The sequence below is a fragment of the Methylobacterium tardum genome, from assembly GCF_023546765.1.
Taxonomy (GTDB): Bacteria; Pseudomonadota; Alphaproteobacteria; order Rhizobiales; family Beijerinckiaceae; genus Methylobacterium; species Methylobacterium tardum.
Genome location: NZ_CP097484.1, coordinates 3,753,775 through 3,767,299 on the forward strand (window position 1 = coordinate 3,753,775; position 13,525 = coordinate 3,767,299).

Genomic DNA, 13,525 nt, shown 5'->3' on the forward strand with positions numbered 1-13,525 from the left:
ACCACCGCGGGAGGATTGGGACGTGAACGGATCAGGGGCGCAGATCGCCACGGCGCCGCGGGCAGCGGCGCGCCTGGATGCCGGCTTGGCGCGCAGGCTTGCGGAGCAGCTGCAGGGGGAGGCGCGCTTCGACGCCTTCACGCGCGGTCGCTACAGCACCGACGCGTCGATCTACCAGATCATGCCGGCCGGCGTGGTGCTGCCCCGCTCGGCCGCCGACATTGCCGCCACCCTGCGGATCGCCGCCGAGCACGGCGCACCGGTCATCATGCGCGGTGGCGGCACGTCTCAGAACGGCCAGCCGATCGGCTCGGGGCTGGTGGTCGATTGCTCGCGCCACTTCAACGGCGTCCTGGCCTACGATCCGGAGGCCGGTACCATCACGGTCGAGCCCGGCATGGTGCTGGAGCGGCTCAATGCGCGGGTGAAGGCCGACGGCTGGTTCTTCCCCGTGGAGCCGTCCACGGCAACCCGCTGCACCATCGGCGGCATGGCGGGCAACAATTCCTGCGGTGCCCGCTCCCTGCGCTACGGCAAGATGAGCGACAACGTCCTGAGCCTGGAGGCGCTGTTCCACGACGGCGAGGCCTTCGGCTTCGGGCTGACCGGCAACGCGGTCTCGGGCGTCACCGGCTCCGGCCGGGCCGAGGCGCTGGCCGAGCGCATGCTCGGCCTTGCGCAGACGCATCGCGACGAGATCGCGGCGCGCTACCCGAAGGTGCAGCGCCGCGTGGGCGGCTACAACCTCGACGCGCTGATCGAGGCACGGCCCAACCTCGCGCATCTGCTGGTCGGGTCCGAAGGCACGCTCGCCGCCACCACCGCGGTGACCCTGAAGCTGTCGCGCCTGCCGACGCATCGGGTCATGGGGGTCTGCCATTTCCCGTCCTTCCGCGACGCCATGGAGACCACCCGCCACATCGTGGTGCTGGACCCGGTGGCGGTCGAGCTCGTGGACAACAACGTCCTGGTGCTCGGTGCCGACATCCCCCTGTTCCGGACCACGCTCGCCGACATCACCCGCGGCAAGCCGAACTGCCTGCTGCTCACGGAATTCGCCGGCGACGACCTCGCCGCCCTCAAGCGCGACCTGAAGCGCCTCGAAGCCTGCATGGCCGACCACGGCTTCCCCGACGCCGTCGTGGAGGTCGTGGAGCCCGCCCGCCAGAGATCGGTCTGGGAGGTCCGGGAGGCGTGCCTCAACATCATGATGTCGATGAAGGGCGACGCAAAGCCGGTCTCGTTCATTGAGGATTGCGCGGTGCCGCTTGAGCACCTCGCCGACTACACCGACGCGGTCACCGCGGTGTTCACCAAGCACGGAACCCGCGGCACGTGGTACGCGCACGCCTCGGTGGGCTGCCTCCACGTCCGCCCGATTCTGGACATGAAGCAGGGGGGCGACGTCGCGAAGATGCGGGCGATCGCCGAGGAGACCTCCGAACTCGTGCGCCGCCACAAAGGCTCGTATTCCGGCGAGCACGGCGACGGCATCTCGCGGTCCGAATACATCGCGCCGCTGTTCGGCCCGATCCTGACCCGCGCCTTCGAGACCGTGAAGGACGACTTCGACCCCGAGAACCAGCTCAATCCCGGCAAGATCGTCCGCCCGCTGACGATGGACGACCGGTCGCTGTTCCGGTTCAAGCCGGACTACGCGGTGACGCAGCCGATGAAGACGGCCCTCGACTGGTCGGATTGGGGCGGCTTCGGCGCGGCGGTCGAGATGTGCAACAACAACGGCACCTGCCGGAAGCTCGCCGGCGGCGCCATGTGCCCGTCCTACCGGGCGACCCGCGAAGAGCAGCACCTGACCCGCGGCCGCGCCAATTCCCTGCGGCTCGCCATCTCGGGCCAGCTCGGTGCCGACGCGTTCACCAGTTCGGAGATGAAGCGGACCCTCGACCTCTGCGTTTCCTGCAAGGCCTGCCGCCGGGAATGCCCGACCGGCGTCGACATGGCCAAGATGAAGATCGAGTTCCTGCACCACTACCACGCCCGGCACGGCCTGCCGCTCCGGGAGCGGCTGATCGCCCTGATGCCGGTCTATGCCGGCGTCGCGGCAAAGCTCGCGCCGCTCCTGAACCTGCGGGACAAGCATCCGGCGCTGGCCGCCCTGTCGGAGAAGTTCGCCGGCCTCTCGGCCAAGCGCTCCCTGCCCGCTGGCGCCGGCCCTGGAGCGAGCAGGGTGAGCCGGCCCATCCTGGCGACGTCGCGGGCGATTTCCGCGACGTCATCCTGTTCGGCGACACCTTCAACCGCGCCTTCGAGCGCGAGAACCTGGAGGCCGCCGAGCGCGTGCTGCAGGCGGCCGGCTACCGACTGCACCGCGTCTATCCGGCGCGCGGCCGCCGCCCGCTCTGCTGCGGCCGGACCTCGCTCGCATCCGGCCAGACCGACCGGGCGCGCGCCGAGGCGCGCCGGACCCTCGACACGCTTCTGCCGTTCATCCGGGATGGTGCCCGGGTAGTCGGACTGGAACCGTCCTGCCTGCTTACCTTCCGGGACGAGTTCGGGGCGCTGCTACCGGGCGCGGACGCAGCCCTGCTGGGCCGCCAATCCGTCCTGTTCGAGGAGTTGCTGGCCGCCGATCTCGCCGCCGGACGGATCGAGCTTCCGCTCGCGCATCAGGGCGGCCGCGTCGCCCACCTGCACGGGCATTGTCATCAGAAATCCTTTGGCCTGATGGGTTCCGTGGAGACGGTCCTGCGAACCGTGCCCGGCCTCGACGTGCGGGTGATCGAATCGAGCTGCTGCGGCATGGCGGGCGCCTTCGGCTATCGGCCGGAATCGATCGACACCTCCTTCGCCATGGCGGAGCTGTCGCTGTTCCCGGCCCTGCGCGCCGCGGCGCCCGGCGACCTCGTGGTGGCCGATGGCACGAGCTGCCGACATCAGATCCACGACGGGCTGGGCCTTCAGGCGGAACATGTGGCTCGCGTACTTGATCAAGCGCTCGTGCCTCGACACTGAATTGCCGGACACCTACACATGTCCGACAGGTCGTTTCGACCTGCGTGTGTCGGGGGACCATGAACAAGATCGAGCCCGGGATCGGTATCAGCCGTCGCTATCTTCACGACGAGGTGGCGGAGCGGATGCGCGAGCTTATCCGCTCCGGCGAGATGGAGCCGAAGGCGCGCATCAACGAGGGCGAGCTGACCGAACGCTTCGGGATCTCGCGCACGCCGCTCCGGGAAGCGATCAAGATCCTGGCCACCGAAGGTCTGCTCGAGCTTCTTCCGAACCGCGGCGCGCGTGTCGCAAGCATCTCGGACACCGAACTCGAGGAGATGATGGAGGTCATCGCCGGCCTCGAAGCGACGGCGGGCGACCTGGCTTGCCGGACGATCAGCGAGGCCGAGATCGACGCCATCGCGAAGGATCACGAGGCGATGGTGGCGGCCTGGAAGGCGGCCGACGAGGCCGGCTATTTCAGTCACAACCGCCGGATCCACGAAGCCATCATGGCGGCCAGCCACAACACGATCCTGGCGAACATCTACGAGAGCCTGTCCGGCCGCATCCAGCGATCGCGCTACAGCGCGCACCAAACTCCGGATCAGTGGGCCCGCGCCGTGGCCGAGCATGAGCGGATGATCGAACTGCTGCGCGCCCGCGACGGCGCAGCCCTCGCCACGCTGATGCGCGAGCACATCCGTGGAAAGAAGTCCGTGATCGCAGCCAATTACGGGGCCGTCGAGACCGCCTGACCGGCCGCTCGCGGTCTCAGGCGGCGCTTGGTGCCCGCAGACCGGCGACCAAGTCGGTGAAGCGGTCACCCTGCACAATCACGTGGCTGCGCAGCACCTCCGAGGCGCGCGTCTCGTCGCCCGCGACGATGGCAGCCACGATCGCTTCATGCTCCGCGAGCGATTGCGGCAGGCGCTGCCGCACGCGCAGCTGCAGACGGCGATACGGTGCCAGCCGGCGGTGAAGGGACAGCGCCTGATCCGCCAGGAAGGCGTTATGGCTCGCCCGGTAGACCACGGTGTGGAAGACGTAGTTCTCGGCGTAGTAGGCCTCGGTGTCATCGGTCGCCAGGGCCGCGCGGCACCCGTCCAGGGCGGCGCTCAAGGCGATGGCATCCTCTGGGACGAGGCGCCGGGCGGCCAGCCGGCCGCAGGCGGCCTCGATCTCCGCCATGGTCTCGAACATGGCGAGCAGAAGATGCGGCTCGGGCGCGCTGACGATCGCCCCGCGCCGAGGCTTCGTCTGGATCAGGCCGGTCACCGCCAATTGCAGCAGCGCTTCGCGGATTGGCGTGCGTGAGACGCCGAAGCGGGCCGCCAGCTGGTTCTCGTCGAGCCGTGAGCCGAGCGCGAGTTCGCCGGAGACGATCTCGTCCTCGATCCGCTGCCGCAGCCGCTGAGCGTGGCTCATCCTCCGATCCTCTCCTCCCGGATCCGCTTGGCGACGGCGGACGTCTTGTGCACGAGGATTATGCGCAAGCATTGACAAAATATACAAGGCCGTCCTTCATGCATACAAAGAGGCGCCGCAATATTGCGTCGCACAATTGTTAGCCGCCTTGTTTGCGGTGCGGGAGAGCATAATGACGCCCACTCGCCGATCCCTCGTCGCCGCCACGCTCGCGGCGCCGGTCGTCTTGAAGTTCGGTCTCGGGGCCGCTCAGGCCGCGACGACCCTGAAGCTGTCGCACCAGTTTCCGGGCGGCACCATCGAGGAGGGCGATTTCCGCGACCGTATGTGCCGGAAGTTCGCCAAGATGGTCGGCGAGCGCTCGAAGGGCGCCCTGGACGTGCAGGTCTATCCCGGCTCCTCGCTGATGAAGACCAACGCCCAGTTCGGCGCGATGCGGAAGGGCGCGCTCGACATGTCGCTCTACCCGAGCCCCTATGCCGGCGGCGAGGTACCGGAGCTCAACATCGGGCTCATGCCGGCCCTGGTGACCTCCTACGCTCAGGCGGTGGCCTGGAAGGGCGCCCCCGTCGGCCGGAAGCTCGCCGAGATCCTCGACGCGAAGGGGATCATCCTGGTGTCATGGGTCTGGCAGGCCGGCGGCGTCGCCAGCCGCGAGCGGCCGCTGGTCTCTCCGTCCGACGCCAAGGGCCAGAAGGTCCGCGGCGGCTCCCGTGAGATGGACATGATGATGAAGGAGGCCGGCGCCGCAACACTGTCGATCCCGTCGAACGAATCCTACGCGGCGATGCAGACCGGCGCCTGCGATGCCGTGATCACCTCTTCGACCAGCCTGATCTCGTTCCGCCTGGAAGAGCTGTCCAAGGCCCTGACCTCGGGGCGGGAGCGGTCCTACTGGTTCATGCTCGAGCCGATCATGATGTCGAAGATCGTGTTCTCCGGGCTGCCGAAGGATCAGCAGGACCTGATCATGGCCGTCGGAACCGAGCTTGAATCCTTCGGGCAGACCGGCGCCAAGGAGGATGACACCCGCGTCGAGGAGATCTTCTCCAAGGCCGGCGCCAAAGTCTCGCAGCTCGATGAGAAGTCCCTCGGTCAGTGGCGCGATCTGGCCCGGAACACCGCCTGGAAGGACTATGCCGGCAAGAACGCAAACTGCGCGGAACTGCTGAAGCTCGCGGAGCAGGTCGCGTGAGCCACGGCTTCGACGCCGCCACGGCGGGGCCTGAAGCCGGCGCGGCCGATGAGCCGCGCCTTCCCGGCCTGCTCGGCGCCCTCGACCGGGCGATGCGCCTCCTGAACCGGGTGATCCTAGCCCTGGGCGGCCTCTGCCTCGTGGCGGCCTGCCCGGTTCTGACCCACAGCGTCGTGGTCCGCTACCTCCTGAAGCAGCCGACGGAGTGGCAGGACGAGATGGCGGTGTTCCTGATCGTCGGGGCCACGTTCCTCTCCGCGGCCGGCGTCCAGGCCAAGCGCGGTCACGTCGCCATCGAGGCCGTCACCGGCCTGCTGCCGCCGGCGGCCAACCGGGTGCGGTTGCTGCTGGCGGACGTCGTCAGCCTCGCCTTCTGCCTGTTCTTCTCCTGGAAGAGCTGGTCGCTGGACCATGAGGCCTGGGTCGACGGCCAGATCTCGCAATCGACCTGGGGACCGCCGCTCTGGATCCCCTACACGCTGATGTCCGCCGGCATGAGCCTGCTCTGCCTGCAATTCGCGCTGCAGATCGCCGAGGGGCTGGTCTACGGCCCGCGTGCGGCCGGTTGGGCCAAGCCCAAGATCGGCCTCGGCGCCGACCTGAACACGGATATGCGCGGCGCCCCGGAGATCACGCCAAGGGGTCCGGATCCGCTCGGCCAGACCATGACCGCGAAGGGCAAGCGATGAGCACGGCCGCGATCGGCTTCCTGTACGCGGGTGCCACCCTCGGGGCGATGCTGTCCGGCATCCCCATCGCCTTCGCGCTGGGCTTTGTCGCCCTGGCCTTCATGGTCGCGTTCATGCCGGGCGCGTCGCTCGATACGGTGGCGCAGAACGTCTACGAGGAGATGGCCTCCATCACCCTGCTGTCGATCCCGCTCTTCATCCTGAAGGGCGCGGCGATCGGACGGTCCCGGGCGGGCCAGGATCTCTACTCGGCCATGCACGCCTGGATGCACCGGATCCCCGGTGGGCTCGGCATCGCCAACGTCTTCGCCTGCGCGCTATTCGCAGCCATGGCGGGCTCGAGCCCTGCCACCTGCTCAGCGATCGGGTCGGCCGGCATCCCGGAGATGCGCAAGCGCGGCTACTCGCCGGGCTTCGCGGCGGGCATCATCGCGGCCGGAGGGACCCTCGGAATCCTGCTGCCGCCGTCCATCACCATGATCCTGTACGCGGTTGCCGCCGAGCAGTCGCTGGGGCGCCTGTTCCTGGCGGGCATCGGCCCGGGGCTGCTGCTCGTCGGGTTGTTCGCCGCCTGGTCGATGATCCGCTTCCGGTCGGAATACGCGACCGCGAAGGCGGCCCTGGAGCGCGGCGGCCCGGCCTCGCCGATCCTGACGGACGACCAGTACACGATGGCGCAGCGCTTCTCGACGCTGCCGCGGGTGCTGCCCTTCGTGGTGCTACTCACCGGCGTGATGGTGGCGCTCTACGGCGGCTACGCGACACCATCGGAGACCGCCGGCCTCGGCGGCCTCCTGGCGCTCGCGCTGATCGCCGCGATCTACGGCGTCTGGCGCTTCCGGGACGTCACCCCGATCCTGACCGCGACGCTGCGGGAATCGACCATGCTGATGCTGATCATCGGCATGTCGCTGCTCTACGCCTACGTGATGAGCTACCTGCACATCTCGCAATCGGCGGCGGCCGCGATCGTTGCGATGCAGCTCTCGCCCTGGGTGCTGCTGGTGACGATCCTCGCCCTGGTGATCGTGCTCGGGTTCTTCCTGCCGCCGGTCTCGATCATCCTGATGACGGCGCCGATCATCCTGCCGCCGCTCAAGGCGGCAGGCTTCGATCTGGTCTGGTTTGGGGTGGTCATGACCATCACCATGGAGATGGGTCTGATCCATCCGCCGGTGGGCCTCAACATCTTCGTCATCAAGAACATCGCCCCCGACATCCCGCTGTCGGACATCATCTGGGGTACCCTGCCCTTCGTGCTGCTGATGGCGGTCGCGATCCTGATCCTGTGCCTCGTGCCGGGCATCGCGATGTGGCTGCCGGATCTGCTGCTGGCGACGACGCGGTAGGCGCACCCGTTCATCGGCAACGCCAAGCGGGCCCCCTCTCCTCAGGGAGCGGGGCCTGTCGCATGACGGGCGCAGCGATGACACGAGCATCCCGCCCGGCGCGCGGGCGGCCCGCGCCCACGCGATGGCGGGCTCTGCGGCAGACGCTTATGGCGTGTCGCGGTCGCGGCGCCGGTGGACTCGCCTCACCGGCGCGCCTCCGGACTCGCCATCGTCCAAGCTATGTAGGGATCCATGAGCCTCGAATCCGTGCGCGCCTTCTTCGCCGAGAAGGCACCCGACATCGCGGTCATCGAGCTCGCGACCAGCACGGCGACCGTGGCGGAGGCGGCGGACGGGCACGGGGTCGCGCCCGGCCAGATCGCCAAGACCCTCTCGATCCGCGTCAGCGATCAGGTCGCCCTCGTCGTAACCCGTGGCGATGCGCGGTTGGACAACAAGAAAGCCAAGGCGTTCTTCGGCGGCAAGGTGCGGATGCTCGATCTCGGTGAGGTCGAGGCGCTCACCGGCCACCCGGTCGGCGGCGTCTGCCCCTTCGGCCTGCGGGCACCCCTGCCCGTCTATTGCGATCTCTCGCTGAAGGCCTTCGACGAGGTGGTGCCGGCCGCCGGCAGCACGCACAGCTCGGTGCGTATCGCGCCTGGCCGCATGGCCGAACTGACGGACGCGGCCTGGATCGATGTCTGCGCGGTGCCGGCCTGAGCGCGGCGCTCAGCGCCCGCTCCACTCCGGCGTCCGCTTGCCCAGAAACGCTTCCATACCCTCGCGGAAATCCTGGCTCATGTAGCACATGAGGATCAGATCATCGCCGGGATGCGGCTGGCCCTCGGCCGGAGCCTCGTCCTCGGCCGTGCGCCGCAGGCCCTCCTTGGTCGCCTGCATGGTCAGCGGCGCGTGACCGGCGAGCAGCCGTGCCAGGGTGTCGACCCGCTCGGTCAGGGCCGCACGATCCGCCACGACCTCGCCGACGAGGCCGATGGACAGGGCCTCCTCTGCCCCGACGAGGCGGGCGGTGAAGATGATATCCTTGACCCGCGCCGGCCCGATCAGGCCGGAGAGGCGCTTCAGATTGCCCTGGCTCAGGCAGTTCCCGAGCGTCCGGGCGATCGGGAAGCCGAAGCGCGCGTCCTGCGTCGCAACCCGCAGGTCGCAGGCCGCCGCGATGGCCGCGCCGCCGCCCGTGCAGGCCCCGGCGATTGCCGCGATGGTCGGGACCCGCAGCCGTTCCAGGGATCCGAGCACCCGGTCCATGAAGCGCTCGTAGCCCAGCGCATCCTCGGCCGTGTTGAAGCTGCGGAACTGCGCGATGTCGGTGCCGGCCGCGAAGGCCTTGTCGCCGGCCCCGGTGATGATCAGCGCCTTGACGGCGGGGTTTTCGGTGATCGCCTCGCAGCAGGTGATCAGGCCCTGGTACATCGCGAAGGTCATCGCGTTGCGGGCCTGGGGCCGGTTCAGGACGATGCGGGCGATGCCGGCCTCGTCGGTGGTGAACAGCAGCTCGTCGGTGGCGGGCTGGACACTCATCGCAGCGTCTCCGGATGGCAGGCTCAGGCCAGGGTCTCGCGGACCACGCCTCGCGCGATCAGACCATCGATCTCGGCAGCCGAATAGCCGGCCTCCGCCAGGATCGCGCGGGAATGCTCGCCGAGCAACGGTGCGGGCCCGTGCACGCGGCCGGGCGTGTCCGAGAATTTCACCGGCAGACCGAGCGTCTTCATCGGCCCGACCCGCGGGTGATCCACCTCCACCACCATCTCGCGGGCGAGCGTCTGCGGATCCTGGTGCATCGCGTTGACGTCGAGCACCGGCCCGGCCGGCACGCCGCCGGCCTCCAGACGGGCGAGCCACTCGGCGGAGGTCTGCGCGCAAAAGATCGGCGCCAGGGTGGCGGCGAGTTCGTGCCGGTTCGCCATCCGGTCGCGATTGTGGGCGAAGCGCTGATCCTCGGCGAGGGCCTCTGCGCCGATCGTCTTCAGCAGCCGGAGCCAGTTGGTCTGGTTGGCCGCCCCGATGGTGATCCAGCCGTCGGCGGTCTCGAAGGCCTCGTAGGGCGCGTTCAGCGGATGCGCCGAGCCCATCGGCCCGGGCGCGACGCCGGTCGCCATGGCGATGGCCGATTGCCAGTAGGTGTGGGTGATCCCGGCCTCGAACAGCGAGGTGTCGACGGCCTGCCCCCTGCCGGTCCTGAGCCGGTTGCTGTACGCCGCCAGGACGCCCATCGCCGCAAGGATGCCGGCGGTAATGTCGGTCACGGGCGGTCCGCACTTCATCGGCGGCTGTCCGGGCCCCTCCCCAGTGACCGACATGAGCCCGCTCATGCCCTGCGCGACGAGGTCGAATCCCGCCCGGTCGGCGTAGGGCCCGGTGCGACCGAAACCCGAGAGCGAGCAGTAGACGAGTTCCGGAAACTCCTCGCGCAAGGTTTCGTAGCCGATCCCGAGGCGCTCCATGGTGCCGCCGCGGTAATTCTCGATCAGGGCGTCGGCGCCTTTCAGCAGCCGGCGCAGCACCGCGATGCCGTCCGGGTCCTTCAGGTCGAGGCTGATGCCGCGCTTGCCGCGGTTCATCATCATGTAGGCGGCGCTCTCACCCTCGAGCGCGGGCGGTACCGTGCGACGCGTGTCGTCGCCGTCCATCTTCTCGACCTTGATCACCTCCGCGCCCATGTCGGCGAGCATCAGCCCGCAGACCGGCCCGGCCATGATGTGCGCAAGCTCGATCACCCGCATCCCGGCAAGGGGACCGGACCGTCCTGTGGCTGCCACCATCAACCGCTACTCCCCGGCCGGAACCGTGGCCACCGGACCGACCGATGGCGCGGCGGGCTCCACGAATTCCCGCTCGGGATGCATGGTGAAGGCAAGGCCGGCGCCCAGCAAGCACAGCCCGATCGAGCCGACGAACGGCAGGGTCCAGCTGCCCGTCAGGTCGACGATCAGCCCGAAGACGATCGGCGAGACGATGGCGGCGAGGGCCGAGCCGGTGTTCATCAGCCCGCTGGCCGTGCCCGCATATTTCGGCGCGATGTCCATTGGCACGGACCAGATCGGCCCGATCACCAGCTCGGCGAAGAAGAAGCCGGAGGACAGGAGCAGGGCGACGAGGGTCAGGTCGCGCGTCATGAACACGCCCGCGAGGCTCGCCGCGGCACCCAGGAAGCCGACCACGATGACTGAGAGCCGGGCGAGCTTCACGTTGCCGGTGCGGTGCAGGATCGAGTCGCTCAGCATGCCGCCGACCGTGTCGCCGACGACGCCGGCGAAGAACACGCCCGAGGCGAACAGCGCCGAGTTCTTGAGATCGAGGCTGTAATTCTCCTTGAAGAAGCTCGGCAGCCAGCCGAGGAACAGCCACAGGGTCCAGCCGTAGCAGAAATACGTGATGGACACCGGCAGCATGCGCCGGGTCAGGGCGCCCCACGGCACCGTCTGTTTCGCGCCGACCTTGCGGGGCGCAGGCAGCGTCTCGAGCTCGGCCTTCGTGATCGCCGGATGGTCCGACGGATCGTCACGGAAGTAGAGATACCAGATCGCGACCCAGACGAAGCTGACCGCGCCGAGGATCACGAAGCTGGTGCGCCAGCCGAAATGGTACATCAGGAAGGCGACGATCGGCGGCGCGACCGCATTGCCGAGCCGCGCGAAGGCGTGGGTGATGCCCTGCGCGAAGCCGCGCTTGCCGGGCGCCGTCCAGTTCTGCATCGCCCGCGTCGCGGTCGGGAAGGTCGCGCCCTCACCGAAGCCGAGCAGGACCCGGGCGAGGAACAGGCTGACCAAGCCCCCGATCATCCCGGTCAGGATCGTGGCCATCGCCCAGATCATGCCGCAGGCCAGCAGCGTGCGGCGGGCGCCGAACTTGTCGCCGACCGAGCCGCCGATCACCTGGAAGATCGCGTAAGGATAGGCGAACGCCGAGAGGATCAGGCCGAAATCCGTCTTCGACATGCCGAATTCGCGCATGATCTCGGCGCCGGCGGTCGCGATGTTCACCCGGTCCAGATAGGTGATGAAATACATCACGCAGAGCAGGCCGAGCACGCCGTTCGTGGCGCTCAAGCGCTTCGCCATCGACCATTCCTCCACTCAGGGGCGCCGCCTCTCGCGGTCGCCGGGCGCCTCGATCTTTGGATCGGGCACTCTCTCGTAATGCATTATTCAAACGCTTCGCGCGCCGGAACGCAACCGCGGAAGTACGTCCTACACGCGAATCGCATCCGTGAGCTTCAACGAGAAACGGAGGCCACGAGGGCCTCCGTCTCAAGATACACCGGATCTGCAGCCTTGCGCAGCCGGTCAGGCGGTCACCGGCCGGAGTGCCTGCGCCTCGGCGTCGGCGGCCGTCCCGAGGGCCTTACCGCGCGGGCCCACCCAGCTGCCGACCCATTTGCGCTGCCAGAGGGCGAGGCAGCCCAGCACGATCGCGGTGAAGGCCGCGTAGCCGATGAACCCCATCGAGAACGAGCCGGTATACTGCTTCGACAGGCCCATGACGTTCGGCAGGATCGCGCCGCCGAGAGCGCCGATCTCGCCGATCATCGACCCGGCCACCGCCGTGTTGTTCGGCCAGCGCAGGGGCACGAGCTGGAAGAGCGCGCCGTTGCCGGCCCCGAGCGCCGCGAAGCACAGCATGAACAGGAGCGTGGTCAGCGCAAGGGACGGCGTGGCGGTCAGCGACAGGAAGGTGGCGATCGCAGCCAGAAGGACCACCGACAGGACCGCGATGCCGCCCATCCGGTCGGCGAAATAGCCGCCGACGATCCGGATGCCCGAGCCCATGAAGGCCGCCAGCATGGTCAGCCGGCCGGCCTCGACCTTCGTCACGGCGAACTGCTCGTAGAAGAAGGTCGGCAGGAAGTTGGACAGGCCCACGAACCCGCCGAAGGTGATCACGTAGATCAGCGAGAAGGCCCAGCCGTCCTTCGTGAACAGGCAGGAGATGTGCTCCTTGAACGACTGGTGCTCGCAATCCGGCGGCTCCTTGGCCAGCACGATCATGACCACGAGCGGCAGGAGCATGACCACGCCCGCGAAGGCGTAAGTGGTCTGCCATCCGTAGGCCTGCGCCAGCGGCGGCGCGAACAGCACGGCCAGCACGGTTCCGGAATTGCCGGCGCCGGCGATGCCCATCGCCGTGCCCTTGTGCTCCGGCGGGAACCAGCCCGAGCCCAGCGACAGGGCCACGCCGAAGGACGCGCCGGCGATGCCGAGCAGGACGCCCATGGCGAGCACGTCGTTGTAGGACGAGACGAACAGGTAGCCGTAGGCCATCGCCAGCATGATCACGCTCATCTCGGTGATCGCGGCGTTCTTGCGGCCGATATACTGCGCCAGGACCCCGAGTGGGAAGCGCATCAGCGCGCCAGCGAGGATCGGGAGCGAGATCATGAATCCGGTCTGGGCCGGCGTCAGCTTGTAGGTCTCGGTGATGAACGGGCCCATCGCGCCGTTCAGAACCCAGATCGCGAAACAGAAATCGAAGTAGAGGAACGCCGCGAACAGCGTCGGGGGGTGACCCGACTTCATCACCGTCTTGAAGCTGGCCATAGCTGGTGCTCGTCTATAGTGGGCGAACCGTCACGCGGTCGCTCATGCCGGGGATCCGGACTCACACCGTCCGCTGTCTGGAGCGCCGTTGCTCCAATGCCGCGGCGACCGCGGCCCTCGTATCAAGCAGCAAGCGTGCCACGCCGGCGGCACCGCGGATGGACCGACATAAGCTGAGGTCAAGACAGCGGTACGCGACCGGTTTCGACGGGCCCGCTGCCGTCGATCCGGGCAGGCCTGCCGAGCAAACGGGCGGGCGGGCGCGGCTCTCACGGATCCGTGAAGGGTGGTGTCATGGTCATTGCTGCACGAAGGCAACACAGGACCGCAGAAAGGGGCCCGGACACCCTGTAAGTTGCTCGCACG

Annotated in this window: 10 protein-coding genes and 1 pseudogene; 6 read left to right on the top strand and 5 right to left on the bottom strand. The window is 68.5% G+C overall.

Features of this window, described 5'->3' with window-relative positions:
* Positions 1-22: 22 nt before the first annotated feature.
* Positions 23-2,973 (top strand): annotated as a pseudogene (locus tag M6G65_RS17890) (FAD-binding and (Fe-S)-binding domain-containing protein).
* 59 nt (positions 2,974-3,032) lie between these two features.
* Complete coding sequence (locus tag M6G65_RS17895; RefSeq protein WP_238195027.1) at positions 3,033-3,713, top strand: GntR family transcriptional regulator; 681 nt, start codon at positions 3,033-3,035, stop codon at positions 3,711-3,713.
* A gap of 16 nt (positions 3,714-3,729) precedes the next feature.
* Here the strand turns inward: M6G65_RS17895 and M6G65_RS17900 are convergent, their stop codons facing one another.
* Complete coding sequence (locus tag M6G65_RS17900; protein ID WP_238195028.1) at positions 3,730-4,383, bottom strand: GntR family transcriptional regulator; 654 nt, start codon at positions 4,381-4,383, stop codon at positions 3,730-3,732.
* A 172-nt stretch (positions 4,384-4,555) separates the two neighbouring features.
* On the opposite strand from M6G65_RS17900, the gene dctP reads away from it, so the two are divergent.
* From dctP to M6G65_RS17920, 4 genes are all read left to right on the top strand, one after another.
* Entirely contained in the window at positions 4,556-5,578 is a 1,023-nt protein-coding gene (gene dctP / locus M6G65_RS17905; RefSeq protein WP_238195029.1) for a TRAP transporter substrate-binding protein DctP, read from the top strand.
* Complete coding sequence (locus tag M6G65_RS17910) at positions 5,575-6,267, top strand: TRAP transporter small permease (RefSeq protein WP_250102655.1); 693 nt, start codon at positions 5,575-5,577, stop codon at positions 6,265-6,267. The genes dctP and M6G65_RS17910 overlap by 4 nt, the downstream gene beginning before the upstream one ends.
* The gene (locus M6G65_RS17915; protein ID WP_192707581.1) at positions 6,264-7,616 is read left to right on the top strand and encodes a TRAP transporter large permease; all 1,353 of its coding nucleotides are present in this window, start codon (positions 6,264-6,266) and stop codon (positions 7,614-7,616) included. The genes M6G65_RS17910 and M6G65_RS17915 overlap by 4 nt, the downstream gene beginning before the upstream one ends.
* Before the next feature lie 234 nt (positions 7,617-7,850).
* Complete coding sequence (locus M6G65_RS17920; protein ID WP_238195031.1) at positions 7,851-8,318, top strand: YbaK/EbsC family protein; 468 nt, start codon at positions 7,851-7,853, stop codon at positions 8,316-8,318.
* A 9-nt stretch (positions 8,319-8,327) separates the two neighbouring features.
* Here M6G65_RS17920 and M6G65_RS17925 read toward each other — a convergent pair whose 3' ends face one another.
* The 4 genes from M6G65_RS17925 to M6G65_RS17940 form a co-directional block, all read right to left on the bottom strand.
* Positions 8,328-9,140, bottom strand: a complete 813-nt coding sequence (locus tag M6G65_RS17925; protein WP_250102656.1) for an enoyl-CoA hydratase/isomerase family protein — start codon at positions 9,138-9,140, stop codon at positions 8,328-8,330.
* 23 nt (positions 9,141-9,163) lie between these two features.
* Complete coding sequence (locus M6G65_RS17930) at positions 9,164-10,384, bottom strand: CaiB/BaiF CoA transferase family protein (RefSeq protein WP_238195033.1); 1,221 nt, start codon at positions 10,382-10,384, stop codon at positions 9,164-9,166.
* Between the two features lie 6 nt (positions 10,385-10,390).
* Positions 10,391-11,683: an MFS transporter gene (locus tag M6G65_RS17935; RefSeq protein ID WP_238195034.1), complete on the bottom strand. Its 1,293-nt coding sequence runs from the start codon at positions 11,681-11,683 to the stop codon at positions 10,391-10,393.
* A 225-nt stretch (positions 11,684-11,908) separates the two neighbouring features.
* Complete coding sequence (locus M6G65_RS17940; protein WP_250102657.1) at positions 11,909-13,159, bottom strand: nitrate/nitrite transporter; 1,251 nt, start codon at positions 13,157-13,159, stop codon at positions 11,909-11,911.
* Between the last annotated feature and the right edge of the window lie 366 nt (positions 13,160-13,525).

Coding starts and splice junctions, on each gene's coding strand:
- dctP (WP_238195029.1), top strand. CDS start 4,556: ATGACGCCCACTCGCCGATCCCTCGTCGCCGCCACGCTCGCGGCGCCG.
- M6G65_RS17940 (WP_250102657.1), bottom strand. CDS start 13,159: ATGGCCAGCTTCAAGACGGTGATGAAGTCGGGTCACCCCCCGACGCTG.
- M6G65_RS17925 (WP_250102656.1), bottom strand. CDS start 9,140: ATGAGTGTCCAGCCCGCCACCGACGAGCTGCTGTTCACCACCGACGAG.
- M6G65_RS17920 (WP_238195031.1), top strand. CDS start 7,851: ATGAGCCTCGAATCCGTGCGCGCCTTCTTCGCCGAGAAGGCACCCGAC.
- M6G65_RS17895 (WP_238195027.1), top strand. CDS start 3,033: ATGAACAAGATCGAGCCCGGGATCGGTATCAGCCGTCGCTATCTTCAC.
- M6G65_RS17930 (WP_238195033.1), bottom strand. CDS start 10,384: ATGGTGGCAGCCACAGGACGGTCCGGTCCCCTTGCCGGGATGCGGGTG.
- M6G65_RS17900 (WP_238195028.1), bottom strand. CDS start 4,383: ATGAGCCACGCTCAGCGGCTGCGGCAGCGGATCGAGGACGAGATCGTC.
- M6G65_RS17935 (WP_238195034.1), bottom strand. CDS start 11,683: ATGGCGAAGCGCTTGAGCGCCACGAACGGCGTGCTCGGCCTGCTCTGC.
- M6G65_RS17915 (WP_192707581.1), top strand. CDS start 6,264: ATGAGCACGGCCGCGATCGGCTTCCTGTACGCGGGTGCCACCCTCGGG.